This window comes from Castellaniella sp. (assembly GCF_049650445.1).
Classification (GTDB): Bacteria; Pseudomonadota; Gammaproteobacteria; order Burkholderiales; family Burkholderiaceae_B; genus Castellaniella.
In genome coordinates this window covers 47,779-61,584 of record NZ_JBASAD010000001.1, presented here as the reverse complement: position 1 = coordinate 61,584, position 13,806 = coordinate 47,779, and the positions used below count along the sequence as shown (strand labels likewise).

At 67.0% G+C, this 13,806-nt stretch carries 12 protein-coding genes; 4 read left to right on the top strand and 8 right to left on the bottom strand.

What is annotated here, in order from left to right:
* The first annotated feature begins 68 nt into the window (after positions 1–68).
* The 3 genes from WA983_RS00265 to hmgA all read left to right on the top strand — a co-directional run bounded on the left by WA983_RS00265 (position 69) and on the right by hmgA (position 3,130).
* A complete protein-coding gene (locus tag WA983_RS00265) occupies positions 69–1,088 on the top strand; it encodes a fumarylacetoacetate hydrolase family protein (protein ID WP_424311448.1) in 1,020 nt (339 codons plus the stop codon).
* Between the two features lie 17 nt (positions 1,089–1,105).
* On the top strand, positions 1,106–1,747 hold the full coding sequence (gene maiA / locus WA983_RS00260; protein WP_424249070.1) for a maleylacetoacetate isomerase: 642 nt from the start codon (positions 1,106–1,108) through the stop codon (positions 1,745–1,747).
* Between the two features lie 87 nt (positions 1,748–1,834).
* Positions 1,835–3,130 (top strand): homogentisate 1,2-dioxygenase, encoded by a 1,296-nt coding sequence (gene hmgA, locus WA983_RS00255; RefSeq protein ID WP_424249068.1) that lies wholly within the window; start codon positions 1,835–1,837, stop codon positions 3,128–3,130.
* A 301-nt stretch (positions 3,131–3,431) separates the two neighbouring features.
* On the opposite strand, the gene WA983_RS00250 is transcribed toward hmgA, so the two are convergent.
* Positions 3,432–4,562 (bottom strand): homogentisate 1,2-dioxygenase, encoded by a 1,131-nt coding sequence (locus WA983_RS00250; RefSeq protein ID WP_424249066.1) that lies wholly within the window; start codon positions 4,560–4,562, stop codon positions 3,432–3,434.
* An 81-nt stretch (positions 4,563–4,643) separates the two neighbouring features.
* Between WA983_RS00250 and WA983_RS00245 the strand changes: the two genes are divergently transcribed.
* Positions 4,644–5,420 (top strand): IclR family transcriptional regulator, encoded by a 777-nt coding sequence (locus WA983_RS00245; protein ID WP_424311447.1) that lies wholly within the window; start codon positions 4,644–4,646, stop codon positions 5,418–5,420.
* A gap of 68 nt (positions 5,421–5,488) precedes the next feature.
* Here WA983_RS00245 and WA983_RS00240 read toward each other — a convergent pair whose 3' ends face one another.
* From WA983_RS00240 to paaN, 7 genes are read right to left on the bottom strand one after another with little or no spacing between them, the layout of a single operon-like run.
* Positions 5,489–6,634: an ABC transporter substrate-binding protein gene (locus WA983_RS00240; protein ID WP_424311446.1), complete on the bottom strand. Its 1,146-nt coding sequence runs from the start codon at positions 6,632–6,634 to the stop codon at positions 5,489–5,491.
* On the bottom strand, positions 6,631–7,854 hold the full coding sequence (gene pcaF, locus WA983_RS00235; RefSeq protein ID WP_424251588.1) for a 3-oxoadipyl-CoA thiolase: 1,224 nt from the start codon (positions 7,852–7,854) through the stop codon (positions 6,631–6,633). The genes WA983_RS00240 and pcaF overlap by 4 nt, the downstream gene beginning before the upstream one ends.
* Positions 7,855–7,864: 10 nt before the next feature.
* On the bottom strand, positions 7,865–9,187 hold the full coding sequence (gene paaK, locus WA983_RS00230; protein ID WP_424251590.1) for a phenylacetate--CoA ligase PaaK: 1,323 nt from the start codon (positions 9,185–9,187) through the stop codon (positions 7,865–7,867).
* Between the two features lie 40 nt (positions 9,188–9,227).
* On the bottom strand, positions 9,228–9,683 hold the full coding sequence (paaI, locus tag WA983_RS00225) for a hydroxyphenylacetyl-CoA thioesterase PaaI (protein WP_424251592.1): 456 nt from the start codon (positions 9,681–9,683) through the stop codon (positions 9,228–9,230).
* Positions 9,673–11,199: a 3-hydroxyacyl-CoA dehydrogenase gene (locus WA983_RS00220; RefSeq protein ID WP_424311445.1), complete on the bottom strand. Its 1,527-nt coding sequence runs from the start codon at positions 11,197–11,199 to the stop codon at positions 9,673–9,675. The genes paaI and WA983_RS00220 overlap by 11 nt, the downstream gene beginning before the upstream one ends.
* A 4-nt stretch (positions 11,200–11,203) precedes the next feature.
* Positions 11,204–11,998, bottom strand: coding sequence for a 2-(1,2-epoxy-1,2-dihydrophenyl)acetyl-CoA isomerase PaaG (gene paaG / locus WA983_RS00215; protein WP_424251596.1), 795 nt, complete (start codon positions 11,996–11,998; stop codon positions 11,204–11,206).
* Positions 11,999–12,028: 30 nt separating this feature from the next.
* A complete protein-coding gene (paaN, locus tag WA983_RS00210) occupies positions 12,029–13,696 on the bottom strand; it encodes a phenylacetic acid degradation protein PaaN (RefSeq protein ID WP_424311444.1) in 1,668 nt (555 codons plus the stop codon).
* Positions 13,697–13,806: the final 110 nt, after the last annotated feature.

Here is a 13,806-nt window from a genome sequence, read left to right as displayed (position 1 = left end):
GTCCTTGGGTGCGGGCTTCGTCCCGCGCCTCCCGGCCGCCTCGGCGGCCCGGGCAACCGGAGTTTTCCATGAAGCTTGCCACCTTGAAAAATGAGTCGCGCGACGGCCGCCTGGTCGTCGTGTCCCGGGATCTGACGCAGTGTGTCGCCGTGCCCGAGATCGCACCCACCCTGCAGGCGGCGCTGGATGACTGGGATGCCTGCTTGCCGGCTTTGCGCGCTGCGTATGACCGGGTCAACTCAGGCCAGGACGGCGCAGCGCGTCCCTTCGATCCGGCGGCCTGCCATTCGCCGCTGCCGCGCGCCTATCAGTGGGCGGACGGTTCGGCCTATCTGAACCATGTGGAACTGGTGCGCCGGGCCCGCAACAGCCAGGTGCCGGAATCCTTCTTTACCGATCCGCTGATGTATCAGGGCGGGTCTGACAGTTTCATCGGTCCGCGCGACCCGATCATTGCCGACACGGAAGACTGGGGCATCGACATGGAAGCCGAAGTTGCCGTCGTCACGGGCGACGTGCCCATGGGCGCGCACCCGGCGGATGCCGCCGGCGCGATCCGCCTGCTGATGCTGGTCAATGACGTGTCCTTGCGTGGCCTGATCCCCGGGGAACTGGCCAAGGGCTTTGGTTTCTTCCAGTCCAAGCCGGCCAGCGCGTTTTCCCCGGTCGCCGTCACGCCTGACGAACTGGGGGCGGCCTGGCGCGACGGCAAGGTCCACCTGCCGCTGCGGGTCGACCTGAACGGCGAGCCCTTTGGCTGCCCGAACGCCGGCCAGGACATGACCTTCGCTTTCCCGCAGTTGGTCGCGCATGCCGCCCGCACGCGCCGGCTGGCGGCCGGGACCATCATCGGTTCGGGTACGGTGTCCAACAAGCAGGGCGGGCTGCATGGCTCCAGCATCCGCAATGGCGGCGTGGGCTACTGCTGCATCGCCGAGGTCCGCATGTACGAGACCATCGAGGGCGGTGCCCCGGTCACGCCCTTCATGCGCTTCGGCGACCGGGTGCGTATCCACATGAGCGACGCCCGGGGCGAGGACATCTTCGGTGTCATCGAGCAGACGGTCGAACGCCGCGCGGGCGCCTGAGGGGAGCCTGACTCATGCTGGAACTTTATTCTTATTTCCGCAGCTCGGCGGCCTATCGCGTCCGCATCGCGCTGGGCCTGAAGGGCCTGGACTACCACGTCATTCCCGTGCATCTGCTGCGTCACGGCGGCGAGCAGCTGGGGGACGCCTACCTGAGCCGCAATCCAGAAGGGCTGGTGCCGGCGCTGGACGAGGGCGGCCGGATCCTGACCCAATCCCTGGCCATCATGGAATACCTGGACGAAACGCATGGTCCGGCCACCCTGCTGCCGGCCGACGCCTTGGGTCGCGCCCGGGTGCGGGCCCTGGCGCTGCACGTCGCCTGCGACATTCATCCCCTGAACAATCTGCGCGTGCTGCGCTGGCTGTCGCGCGAACTGAAGGTCGAACAGTCCGCGCGCGATGACTGGTACCGGCACTGGGTGGAACTGGGTTTTCAGTCGCTGGAGGCTCAGTTGCAATCGCCCGGGACGGGTTTATGCTGCCATGGCGATGCGCCGGGTCTGGCGGATTGCTGCCTGGTGCCCCAGGTCTACAACGCGCGCCGTTATGATGTGGACCTGTCGGCCTTTCCGACGATCGCACGGATCGCGGCGCATTGCGAATCACTGCCGGCCTTCCTGGCAGCTCATCCGGGCGCGCAGCCGGACGCGGAGTGACGGGATCCCGCCCGCAGACGCGGGACGCGGCTCCACCGGCCCGGCGCGCGTGAGGCGGCTGCCGGCCGAGTTTTTCAGGAGATCATCATGAGCACGACCCCCTCTCTGGAATACCAGAGCGGATTCGGCAACGAGTTCGCCACCGAGGCCCTGCCCGGCGCGCTGCCGCAAGGGCGCAATTCCCCCCGGCAGGCGCCGTATGGCCTGTATGCCGAACAATTATCGGGCACGGCCTTCACGGCACCGCGCCACGCCAACCGGCGCTCCTGGTTGTACCGCATCCGGCCGGCAGCCACGCACGGGCCGTTCGAACCGTCTGCCGCGGGTGCGCGCTGGCTGAGCCATTACGACGAAGTCCCCACGCCGCCGGACCCGCTGCGTTGGGACCCCTTGCCCCTTCCGGCAGAGGGTCAGTCCGTGGATTTTGTGGACGGCATGGTGACCATGGGCGGCAACGCCGGCTGTGGCATCCATCTGTACGCCGCCAACCGTTCGATGGATCGGTATTTTTACAATGCCGACGGCGAATTGCTGATCGTGCCGCAACAGGGCCGCCTGGAACTGGCGACCGAGCTGGGCGTGTTGTGGATCGAGCCCCAGGAAATCGCCGTCATCCCGCGCGGCGTGCGTTTCCAGGTCCGCCTGCCGGACGGCGCGGCGCGCGGCTATGTGTGTGAAAACCCCGGCGCGCATTTCCGCCTGCCCGATCTGGGCGTGATCGGCTCCAACGGCCTGGCCAACCCGCGCGACTTTCTGGCGCCCGTGGCCGCCTACGAGGACGTCGAGGGCGACTTCGAACTGCTGGCGAAATTCCAGGGCCGCTTCTGGAGTGCCCGCATGGACCATTCGCCCCTGGACGTGGTGGCCTGGCATGGCAACGACACCCCCTGCAAATACGACCTGCGCCGCTTCAACGCGATCGGCTCGATCACCTACGATCACCCAGATCCGTCGATCTTTCTGGTGCTGCACGCGCCCAGCGCCGTGCCGGGCGTGGACAGCATCGATTTCGTCGTCTTCGCGCCGCGCATCCTGGCGATGCAGGACACCTTCCGGCCGCCCTGGTTCCACCGCAATCTGGCGGGTGAATTCATGGGTCTGATACACGGTCGCTACGACGCCAAGGCCGAAGGCTTCCAGCCCGGCGGCGCCTCGTTGCACAACACCATGACCGGCCACGGCCCCGATGCCGAGACCTTCGCCAAAGCCAGCGCGGCCGACACGTCCAGGCCGGACTACATCGCCGACACCATGGCCTTCATGTTCGAGACGCCGGTCGCCATCCAGGCCACCCGCCAGGCATTGGAATCGCCGCAGCGGCAGCGGGAATATTATCGGTGCTGGCAGGGCCTGAAGAAGCATTTCGACCCGGCCAAGCGGTAGGCCGACCCCTGCTTCCGTCGATCAAAAAAGATCGAGGGGAGTCGGGTGGAGGGGCGTGGCGCAACCGTATGAGGCGCCGGCGGCTTCCGAAGGGAGAGCGGGAAACAAGGTGCGCACTGTTTGAGGAGCGCGCAGCGCGACGAGTTTGCGCACCGCCCGCTCGTACGAGGAAGGGCCGGGCAGTCCGACCGCAGGGAGGACCGCCGAGTCGGGCGGCGTCATGCCTCCCACTCGGCTCCCCGTCTCAAGAACTCAAACCACGCTGATTGCAAGATGCCTGCCCGGCACCCTGCTCAGAAGCTCACTCCTTCCAGGAATCCAGATACCCCGGCACCTTCACCCCTTCAGGCAGGGTATCCAGTTCCAGCGGATAGCGTGAATCGATCATCACCGCGACCTCGTCAGTGTACTTGCGTTCGCCCTTGTTGTTGGCTGCGGCGGCCGCGAACGCCTTGGGGTGCGGGCCGTGGTGGAAGCCCGAAGGGTGCAGCGTGAACATCCCCGGCTTGATGTTGTCGCGGCTGAAGAAATTGCCCTGGTGGTAGAACAGCGCCTCGTCGAACTCGTCGTTGTTGTGATAGAACGGCACCTTCAGCGCGCCCGGATCGCTTTCGATGGGGCGCGGGGCAAAGGTGCAGACGATGATGGTGTTCGACAGGAACGTCGCGTGCACCGTCGGCGGCAGGTGATAGCGGTCCGACAGCAGTTCGCGGATGTCGCGCCAGTTCAGCTTTACCGGTACGCAGTCGCCGTGCCAGCCGGCCGTGTCCAGGAAATTGTAGGGGAAGGTCACCGTCGTGACCTGCTGGCGGCGCTTGGCGCGCACGCGGGTTTCATGTTCGCCGTACTGGGCCTTGTAGGCTTCGTCGATCTTCGGCGTGTCCAGCACGGCCAGGTCGAATTGCGCGTGGCGGCCGGTGATGCCGCGTTCCGGCAACTGGAACAGATCCTCGGTGGCTTCGATCGTCAGGACCTCGTTGCGTACCGAGGTTTCCAGGCGCCAGGTCGTGCCGCGCGGAATGTTGATGTAGTCACCCTCGCGGTAGCTCATGTGCCCGTAGTCACTGAAGAACTCGCCCTCGCCCCGGTGGAAGAACAGGATCATGTCGCCGTCGCCATTGCGCGCCAGGTCCGGCATGGAGACGTCGAATTTCCAGAAGCAGACCTGGGTCTGGGCGTTGTGCATGAAGCGCCGTGCCTTCCAGGGGCAGGGGGCGCTGTCGTCCAGGCGGTTCAGGTCCAGCAGGGTGAGTTCCAGCGGGCCTTCCCATTTCGTCCAGCCGGTGGGCTTGTGCGTGTGCAGGATGTGGCTGGCCGGGCCGAAGAAGCCGTTGCGGCCGTGTTCGCGTTCGTACAGGCCGTCAGGGATGTCACAGTGGGCCTGACGGGTGTAGATGCCTTCGGCCTTGGGGAACGTAATCGGGTTTTTCATGGAGGTCTCCGCAGGGTTGTTATGCAATAATTAACAATGTTATTATTTAAGCAACATCGATAATCTAAGGCCAGGCGAAGGATGCGTCCAACAGTTTTTCCCCATGAATCGATCGGTCCGGCTTCTACCGATACGACTGACACGGACGGCCGATCCGGTGAGATTCAGGGCATTCAATCGGTGGAGGTGGGGCTGGACCTGTTCCGCCGGCTGGCGGACGGGGGGGCGCCGTGCGGCCTGTCGGACCTGGCCCGGCGCGCGGGCATGCACCGGGCCAAGGCCTACCGCTATCTGGTCAGTCTGGTGCGCATGGGCTGGGTCAGTCAGGATGCGCGCACGGGTCAGTACGACGTCGGCCCCGCAGTGCGCGATCTGGCGCTGGCCTGGCTGTCGCGCCAGGATCCCTTGCAACGGGCTGGTGAAGAAGCCCGTGCGCTGGCGCAGGCGCTGGGGGAAACGTGCTTCGTCGCGGTGCGTGGGCAGGGTGGGGTGACCGCCGTCCGGGTCTGTCAGCCCGGTCAGGGGGTGTCCATCGGCGTGGCCGAGGGTGCACTGTTCGACCTGGAATCATCAGCCACGGGGCGCGTCTTTGCCGCCTGGCAGGACCCGCCGATGCGGCGGTTTCCGGCCGACGTGCGGCGCGACATCCATGCGCGTGGCCTGGCGGTGGTGGAAGGCGAACACGTCCCGGGCATCAACGCGCTCAGCGTGCCGGTGCTCGATGCTCAAGGCCGGCTGCTGCTGGCTTTGACTCTGGTGGGACCCGCCGCGTCCCTGCGGGCCGATCCCGACAGCCCGGCCGCCGAGGCGCTGCGTGCGGCCGGCCGCCGGGTTTCGGCGGCGTCGGGGCATCCATAAGATAAACAATAAAAAACCCGGCCGCATCGTACAGAGCGGCCGGGTTTTCATCGCCTGGGTGGGTACGCTCAGTCAGCCAGCGCCCAGTCGCCCTTGCGGATTTCGAGCATGCGGAAGGCGCTCAGGTCCAGGCCCATGTGGTCGGTCGCGGACATGTTCACGACACCGCCCGTGCCGACGTAGCCCTTGGTCTGCTCGATCGCGTCGCGGACCTTGGCCTTGTCGGTGCTGCCGGCCCGCTTGACCGCGTCGGCGTAGATCATCAGGCCGTCATAGGCGTGGCCGCCGAAGGTCGAGACCTCGGACTTCCAGCGTTCCTGGAAAGCCTTGGCATAGGCCGTGACGACCGGCTTCTGGGGGTCGCTGTCGGGCAGCTTGTCGGAGACGACCAGTGCCGCGCAGGGCAGACGCACGCCTTCGGCCGCGTCGCGGGCCAGCTTGATGAACTCGTTCGAGCACACGCCGTGCGCGTGGTAGAGCGGCAGTTTCACGTCCAGTTGCTTGTAGTTGCGGGTGACCAGCGCCGGCCCCTGGCCCAGGCCGAAGACCAGCACCGCCTGAACGTCAGGCGTGTTCTTGATCTTGGTGAGCTGCGGGCTCATGTCGGTGTCCTTGGGACCATAGGTCTCGTTGGCCACGATCTGGATGCCGTAGTTGGGCGCGACCAGTTCGGTTTCCTTCTTGCCGGACTGGCCGAAACCGCTGGTCTCGCTGAGCAGGGCGATCTTGGTGTAGCCGCGCTTCTTCATGTCCTCGAAGACTTTTTCGGCGGCCATGCGGTCGGTGTGCGGCGTCTTGAACAGCCATTTTTTTACCGGATCGATGATGACGACCGCGCCCGCCAGGGAAATGAAGGGAATCTCGGCCTTTTCGGCCAGCGGGTCCATGGACATGGTGGAGCCCGTCGTGGTGCCGCCGATGATGACGTCGACCTTGTCGTCGTAGATCAGGCGTTTGGCGAAGCTGTTGGCCTTGTTCGCGTCGCCGCCGTCGTCATAGTGCACGAGTTGCAGTTGCCGGCCCAGGATGCCGCCCGCCTTGTTGATGGACTCGACGTACATTTCCAGTGTCTTGACTTCGGGGTCGCCCAGGAAGGCGGCAGGGCCGGTGGCCGACAGAACGGAGCCGATCTTGATGGGATCGGCGGCTTGCACGGTCAGCCCGAAGGTGGCCAGCGCGATGCCGGTCACCCAGCGGCAGGTCGTTGATTTCATGGTGTGTCTCCTTGGTTGTGGATATTTTCTAGGATCAGGGCGATACCCTGGCCCACGCCGATACACATGGCGCACAGGGCGTAACGGCCGCCGGTCCGGTTCAGTTCGGCGACAGCGGTGGTAATCAGCCGGGCACCACTCATGCCCAGCGGATGGCCGATGGCGATCGCGCCGCCATTCGGATTCACGTGCGGAGCGTCATCGGCCAGCCCCAGTTCACGCAGCACCGCCAGCGACTGAGCGGCGAAGGCTTCGTTGAGCTCGATGACGTCCATTTGTTCCAGTGTCAGGCCGGTCTGGGCCAGGACTTTGCGCATGGCCGGGACCGGGCCGATGCCCATGATGCGCGGCGCCACGCCCGCCGTCGCCATGCCCAGGATGCGGGCGCGGGGCGTCAGGCTGTGCTGGCGAGCGGCTTGGCCGGAGGCCAGCAGGACGGCGCAGGCGCCGTCGTTGACGCCTGAGGCGTTGCCTGCCGTGACGGTGAGGTCCGGGCCGTTGATGCCGCGCAGCCGCGTCAGAGCCTCGGCGGTCGTGTCCGGCCGGGGATGCTCGTCCGTGTCGATGACCAGATCGTCGGCCTTGCGGCGCGGGATGCGCACCGGCACGATTTCGTCGGCAAATCGGCCGGCCGCCTGCGCGCGCGCCCAGCGTTGCTGACTGCGCAGGGCGAAGGCGTCCTGGTCGGCGCGCGAGATACCGAATTCCTGGGCGACGTTGTCCGCCGTTTCCGGCATGGAATGCGTGCCGTGCGCCTGTGCCATGCGCGGGTTGATGAAGCGCCAGCCGATGGTGGTGTCATACATCGCCGCCTGGCGCGACCAGGCCTGTTCGGCCTTGGGCACGACAAAGGGGGCGCGCGACATGGATTCGACGCCGCCGGCGATCATCAGGTGGGCTTCGCCGGCACGGATGGCGCGAGCGGCCGTGCCGATGGCGTCCATGCCCGAGCCGCACAGGCGATTGATCGTGGCGCCGGGCGCGGACAGGGGCAGGCCGGCCAGCAGCGCGGCCATGCGGGCCACGTTGCGGTTGTCCTCGCCCGCCTGGTTGGCGCAACCCAGGAGGACGTCGTCGAGGGCCGACCAGTCGAGGCCGGGGTGCCGTTCCATCAGGGCCCGCAAGGGCAGCGCAGCCAGGTCGTCGGCGCGCACACCGGCCAGGGCACCGCCGTAGCGGCCGATGGGAGTGCGCACGGCGTCGCAGAGAAAAGCGTCCATAGGTGTTTCCTTATGCCTGCTTGGGGCGTTCGTCGAACACGCGGCGGGCCTTGCCGGTCTGGGTGCGCGGCAGTTCGCCGTAGCGGTGGACGGTGATCCGGGTCGAGATGCCGATATTGGTCTTGATGTGATGCTGCAGGCGGTGGACCGCCTGGTCGATGGCCTCGGCGCTGGCGCTGTTGGCCTCGTGCTGCAATTCGCAGCGGATTTCGACCTGATCCAGGTGGTTGGTACGCGACACGACGATCTGGTAGATGCCGTTGAAGATCGGGTCGCGCAGGATCTGTTCCTCGACCTGGGTGGGGAACACGTTCACGCCCCGGATGATCAGCATGTCGTCGCTGCGACCGGTGATGCGGCCCATGCGACGGAAACTGCGGGCGGTGGGCGGCAGCAGCCGGGTCAGGTCGCGGGTGCGGTAGCGGATGATGGGCAGGGCTTCTTTGGTGAGCGAAGTGAAGACCAGTTCGCCTTCTTCGCCGTCGGCCACCGGTTCACCTGTGGACGGGTCGAGGATTTCGGGATAGAAGTGGTCTTCCCAGATCACCGGGCCGTCCTTGGTCTCGATGCATTCGGAGGCGACGCCCGGGCCCATGACTTCGGACAGGCCGTAGATGTCCACGGCGTCCAGGCCCAGCTTGCGCTCGATGTCGGCGCGCATGCCTTCGCCCCAGGGCTCCGCGCCGAATATCCCGACTTTCAGCGAGATGTCTTCCGGGGCGATGCCCTGACGGTCGAATTCCTCGGCGATGACCAGAGAATAGGACGGCGTCACCATGATGATGTCAGGCCGCAGGTCCATGATGAGCTGCACCTGCTTTTCAGTCTGGCCGCCGGACATGGGGATCACCGTACAGCCGGCGCGTTCCGCCCCGTAGTGGGCGCCCAGCCCGCCGGTGAACAGGCCGTAGCCGTAGGCGACGTGAACGGTGTCGCCCGCGCGGCCGCCGGCGGCGCGGATCGACCGGGCGACCACGTTCGCCCAGGTGTTGATGTCATTCAGGGTGTAGCCGACGACCGTGGGTTTGCCGGTCGTGCCCGACGAGGCGTGCAGGCGGGCCAGGCGTTCCCGGGGGACGGCGAACATGCCGAAGGGGTAGTTGCGCCGCAGGTCCTCTTTGGTGGTACAGGGGAATTTGCGGATGTCTTCCAGGCGCTGCAGGTCGTCGGGGTGGACGCCGCGAGCGTCGAAGGCCTTGCGGTAGTGCGGAACGTTGTCGTAAGCGTGGCGCAGGGTCTGGCGCAGGCGTTCGAGTTGCAGCGCAGCGATTTCGTCGCGGCTGGCGGTCTCGATGGGCTCCAGATCCCCGGCTTGGGCGGTCTTGACGGGCATGATGTTGTCTCCTGGTCTTGTAATCGATGCGCGGGCGGTTTCAGCCCGGGGGCAGGGTGTCGGTCACCATGCCCTGAATGCGGTGGGACTTTCCCCGGAACAGCGCGACGTCGCGGCCCGCCGTCAGATTGTGCACCGTGATGTCGTACACCCCGGTACGTCCGCCCTGGGTACGCGCCTCTGCGCGCGCCTGCAGACGGTCGCCTTCGCGGGCGGGTGCCAGGAAGTCGATGTGGCAGGCCGAGGCCACCGTGTTGTGATTGTCGCTGTTGCAGGCGTAGGCGAAGGCGGTGTCGGCCAGCGTGAAGATCATGCCGCCGTGGCAGATTCCGTGGCCGTTGAGCATGTCGCCGCGCACGGTCATCGACAGCCGTGCGCTGCCGGGTGCGATGGAGTCCAGACGCATGTCCAGCGACTGCGCGGCATGGTCGCGAGACCACATGGCGGCGGCCACGGTTTCGGCCAGAGTCTGGGGGGCGAGTGCTTCATGCGTCATGGAGTGATTTTCCCGAGTGGATGGCGGATTGCAAGGCGCCGCAAGGACGGTAGCGTTCGCCGTCGCTGCTGCGTAGATGGGTCAGGACCGTGCCGATCATGCCGGCGCCGATGCGATCGCACCAGTCCAGCGGGCCCAGCGGATAGTTCACGCCCAGCCGCATGGCCAGGTCAAGATCGGCGGCGCTGCACACGCCCTGGTGGACCGTGTCGGCGGCTTCGTTGATCAGCATGGCGACGGTGCGCATCACCACCATGCCGGGCGCGTCCTGGGTCGGAGCGACCCCGAAACCAGCCGCCTGAAGCAGGCCGATGGCGTCCTGGCGCGCTGTGTCGGGGCACTGCCGCGCGGCGGCCAGCGGCAGGCAGGTGGCCAGCATCGGGTCCAGCACCAGGTCCAGCAGCAGCGTGGCGGGTCGGTCCAGATCGTGAGCCCGCCGGGTGGCGCTGCGGCCGTCGGTCAGGTACAGGACGGCCTCGCCGGCCTCGGCGATGCGCTGGTCCTGGGCTGCGGATGTGGTGTGGAACGCGATGCCGCGCGTCTGCAGGCGCGCGCGCAATGCCAGCGCCAGAGGGCTGTCGCCGTGGATCGTGATCGAGGTCGGACAGGTCTGAGGGGCGGCCAGGTGGGGCGTGGGCGCGGGTGCGCCTTCGCGGTAGTCATGAAAGCCGCGCCCCGACTTGCGTCCCAGGCGACCGCCGTCGACCAGCTCTTGTTGCAGCAGGGACGGTTCGAAGCGCGGGGCGTGATGGAAGGCCGTCCAGACGCTGCGGGAGACGGCGGCGTTGATGTCCTGACCGATCAGGTCGGTCAGTTCGCAGGGGCCCATGCGAAAGCCGCCGCAGCTCCGCATGACGTGGTCCAGCGTGGCCGGGTCCAGGACTTGTTCTTGCAGCAGGCGCAGGCCTTCGGCGTAGAAGGGGCGGGCCACGCGGTTGACGATGAAGCCGGGTGTGGAACGGGCGTGGACCGCAGTCTTGCCCCAGGCCGTTGCAGTGTCGGCCAGCGTGGTGGCCGTGGTCGGGGTGGTGTCCAGGCCGGACACGATCTCGACCAGAGGCATGCGCGGCGCGGGGTTGAAGAAGTGCAGGCCGCCCAGGCGTCCGGGATGGCGCAGGCCTGCGCCGATGGCGGTGACCGGGATGGACGACGTATTGGTGGCCAGCAGGCAGTCGGGGGCCACGATGGCCTCGAGCGCGTCGAACAGGGCCGCCTTGGCGTCGAGCCGCTCGACGATGGCTTCGATGATCAGGCCGCAGCCGCCCAGGTCCGCCAGGGCGTCGGCGGCGCGCAGACCGTCGAGGGCGGTTTCAGCGAGGCTGGCGTCCAGCCGGCCCTTGGACACCAGCGCGTGCAGACCCTGCTGGATGCCGGTGATGGCCTGGGCCGCGGCTTCCGGCCGGGTGTCGTACAGGAAAACGGGATGGCCGGCCAGGGCGGCGACCTGGGCGATGCCGGCGCCCATGGTGCCGGCGCCGATCACGGCGACGGTGGTGCGGGGGGCCAGGGCGGTCATGCGCTCATTCCCCCGTGAAGCGGGCGGGGCGTTTTTCCAGGAAGGCGGCGACGCCTTCCGCATAGTCGTGACGCCAGCCCAGTTCGCGCATGATGCCGGCTTCCATCGAGAGCTGTTGTTCCAGCGTGTGCGAGGCGGCGGCCTGCATGGCCTGGCGGGTACGCACCAGCGCCCGGGTCGGCGCCTGGGCCAGTTGCGTGGCCAGCCGTTCGATTTCGGTGTCGAAGGCGTCGTCGGCGACGCAGGACCAGATCAGGCCCCAGTCGGCGGCCTGGCGCGCGGGCAGTCGTTCGGCCAGCAGGGCCAGACCCATGGCGCGTGCCATGCCGATGCGCTGGGGCAGCAGCCAGGTGCCGCCGGTATCGGGGATCAGGCCGACTTTGCTGAACGCCTGCAGGAAGTAGGCGGATTCAGCGGCGACGACCAGGTCGCAGGCCAGGGCGATGGATGCCCCGGCGCCGGCGGCGATCCCCCGGACGGCCGCCAGAGTCGGCACCCGCAGATTTTGCAGTGTCAGGATCAGCGGCTTGTAGAAGCCTTCGACTGTGGCGCCCAGGTCGGGCGTCTGCCCCGCGTTGATCTGCATGGCGCGGTCGCCCAGGTCCTGGCCCGCGCAGAATCCGCGTCCGGCGCCGGTCAGGACCAGCACGCGGGCCGTGGCGTCACGCTGGACCTGGTCCAGCGCGTCGCGCACTTCGAGGTGCATGGCCTCGGTGAAGCTGTTGAGTTTGTCAGGGCGCGCCAGGGTCAGGCGGGCGATGCCCTGGTCGATGGAAAAATCGATGTTCTGGTAGGTCATGCCGAGTCTCCGAGGGGCGAGGGACGGATGTCAGGCGTGGGCGCGGCGCTGAACGACCCGGAAGCGGTTGGCCACGAAGGCCGAATCCGCGTACGAGGCATTGGCTGCCGGGTTGCCGCCCGTCCCGTGGAAGTCGGAGAAAGCCGCAGACTGGTTCACGAAGACGCCGCCCGTCAGGTTGAGGGACAGGGCGACCTTGGCGCGCCAGGACATCTGAACGGCCGCGTCCAGCACGGTGTCGCGGGTGCTGTAGACCGCGAGGGTCAGCGCGCCGTGCTTGCGCGTCAGGTCTTCGGCCAGCGCCAGCGCGGCGTCCGTGTCGTCGGCGCGTACCAGGAAGCTGATGGGGCCGAATTGTTCCTGGGCGTAGTGTTCGGTGTCTTGCGCGTCGCAAGCCAGCAGGACCGGCGTGCGGGTGCGCGCCTGCGGGAATTCCTCGTAGTGCAGCGCCTTGGGTGCCAGCACGACCCGACCCATGCCGCCGCCGGCTGCCTGGTCGATGCGAGCCAGCGTGGCGTCGGACTGGATCGCCCCCAGGACGGCCTGGGCGACTTCCGTTTTTTCCAGGAAGCGCTCGATCGCCTGGGCCAGATCCTGGCCGACCTGATCGAAGGTCTTGTGACCGTCGTTGGTATCGATGCCTTGCGCCGGGATGACGATGGCCTGTGAGGTGGTGCACATCTGGCCGGAATAGAGCGACAGAGTAAAGGCCAGGTTGCGCAGCATGCCTGCGTAATCGTCCGTAGAGTCGATCACGATGCTGTTGACCCCGGCGAGTTCTGCGTAGACCTGGGCCTGACGGCAGTGGTCCAGCAGCCACTGGCCGAAGACGTTGCCGCCGGTATAGTCGATCGAATGGACGTCGGGATGGGTGTACAGCGCGTGTGCCGTCTCGTGATCGGGCGGCAGGCACAGCGTGACCAGATTCGGGTCCAGGCCGTTTTCAGTCAGCACGGCGCGGATCGTGCGAACCGTGATGGCGGCGGGCAGGACGACGTGGCCGTGCGGCTTCAGGATCACGGGGTTGCCGGTCGCCAGGGCTGCGAACAGACCCGGATAGGTGTTCCAGGTGGGGAAGGTGGCACAGCCGATGACCACGCCGACGCCCCGGCCGACGATTTCGTAGTGCTTGCGCATCACCAGGGACGGATGTTTGCCCTGCGGTTTTTCCCAGACGGCCTCGGCGGGGATGGCCGACATTTCGCGCCAGGCATAGGCCACGGCTTCCAGTCCCCGGTCCTGGGCATGGGGGCCGCCTGCCTGGAAGGCCATCATCCAGCCCTGACCGCTGGTCATCATGACCGCGTGGGCGATTTCGAAGCTTTGGCGGTTCAGCCGTTGCAGGACTTCCAGGCAGATACCGACCCGGCCTTCGGCGCCCAGCGCCTGCCAGGCCGGCATGGCCGCCAGGGCCGCCTGCACCAGGGCCTGGGGATCGGACTGGGGATAACGGATGCCCAAGGGGGCGCCGTAAGGCGAGGTCTCGCCGTCATGCCAGCCACATTGGCCCGGCTGGTCGATTTCGAAGGGTTTGCCCAGATGGGCTTCGAAAGCGGCGCGACCGGCTTCGGGCGCGCCTTCGCCATAGGCCTTGGGACTGGGGGACTCGGCATAGGCCGACCAGTAGCCGCGCGTGGCAATCGTGTCGAGCGCGCGTTCGAGCAAGGGACGGTGCTGGTCCAGCAGAGGGTGTGACATGGTGCGTCTCCGGCGCCGGCCTGGTGGCGGCGTTTCTTTTAAAAAAATACGAAACTTTGAATTTGATGTCGATTAATGTATCACTTCAGGAAGGTGATTTTCCAAGTAGA

Excerpts from the sequence above, each read along its gene's own strand:
- WA983_RS00265 (WP_424311448.1), top strand. The coding sequence starts at position 69 with ATGAAGCTTGCCACCTTGAAAAATGAGTCGCGCGACGGCCGCCTGGTC.
- hmgA (WP_424249068.1), top strand. The coding sequence starts at position 1,835 with ATGAGCACGACCCCCTCTCTGGAATACCAGAGCGGATTCGGCAACGAG.
- WA983_RS00250 (WP_424249066.1), bottom strand. The coding sequence starts at position 4,562 with ATGAAAAACCCGATTACGTTCCCCAAGGCCGAAGGCATCTACACCCGT.
- WA983_RS00245 (WP_424311447.1), top strand. The coding sequence starts at position 4,644 with ATGCGTCCAACAGTTTTTCCCCATGAATCGATCGGTCCGGCTTCTACC.
- WA983_RS00240 (WP_424311446.1), bottom strand. The coding sequence starts at position 6,634 with ATGAAATCAACGACCTGCCGCTGGGTGACCGGCATCGCGCTGGCCACC.
- pcaF (WP_424251588.1), bottom strand. The coding sequence starts at position 7,854 with ATGGACGCTTTTCTCTGCGACGCCGTGCGCACTCCCATCGGCCGCTAC.
- paaK (WP_424251590.1), bottom strand. The coding sequence starts at position 9,187 with ATGCCCGTCAAGACCGCCCAAGCCGGGGATCTGGAGCCCATCGAGACC.
- paaI (WP_424251592.1), bottom strand. The coding sequence starts at position 9,683 with ATGACGCATGAAGCACTCGCCCCCCAGACTCTGGCCGAAACCGTGGCC.
- WA983_RS00220 (WP_424311445.1), bottom strand. The coding sequence starts at position 11,199 with ATGACCGCCCTGGCCCCCCGCACCACCGTCGCCGTGATCGGCGCCGGC.
- paaG (WP_424251596.1), bottom strand. The coding sequence starts at position 11,998 with ATGACCTACCAGAACATCGATTTTTCCATCGACCAGGGCATCGCCCGC.
- paaN (WP_424311444.1), bottom strand. The coding sequence starts at position 13,696 with ATGTCACACCCTCTGCTGGACCAGCACCGTCCCTTGCTCGAACGCGCG.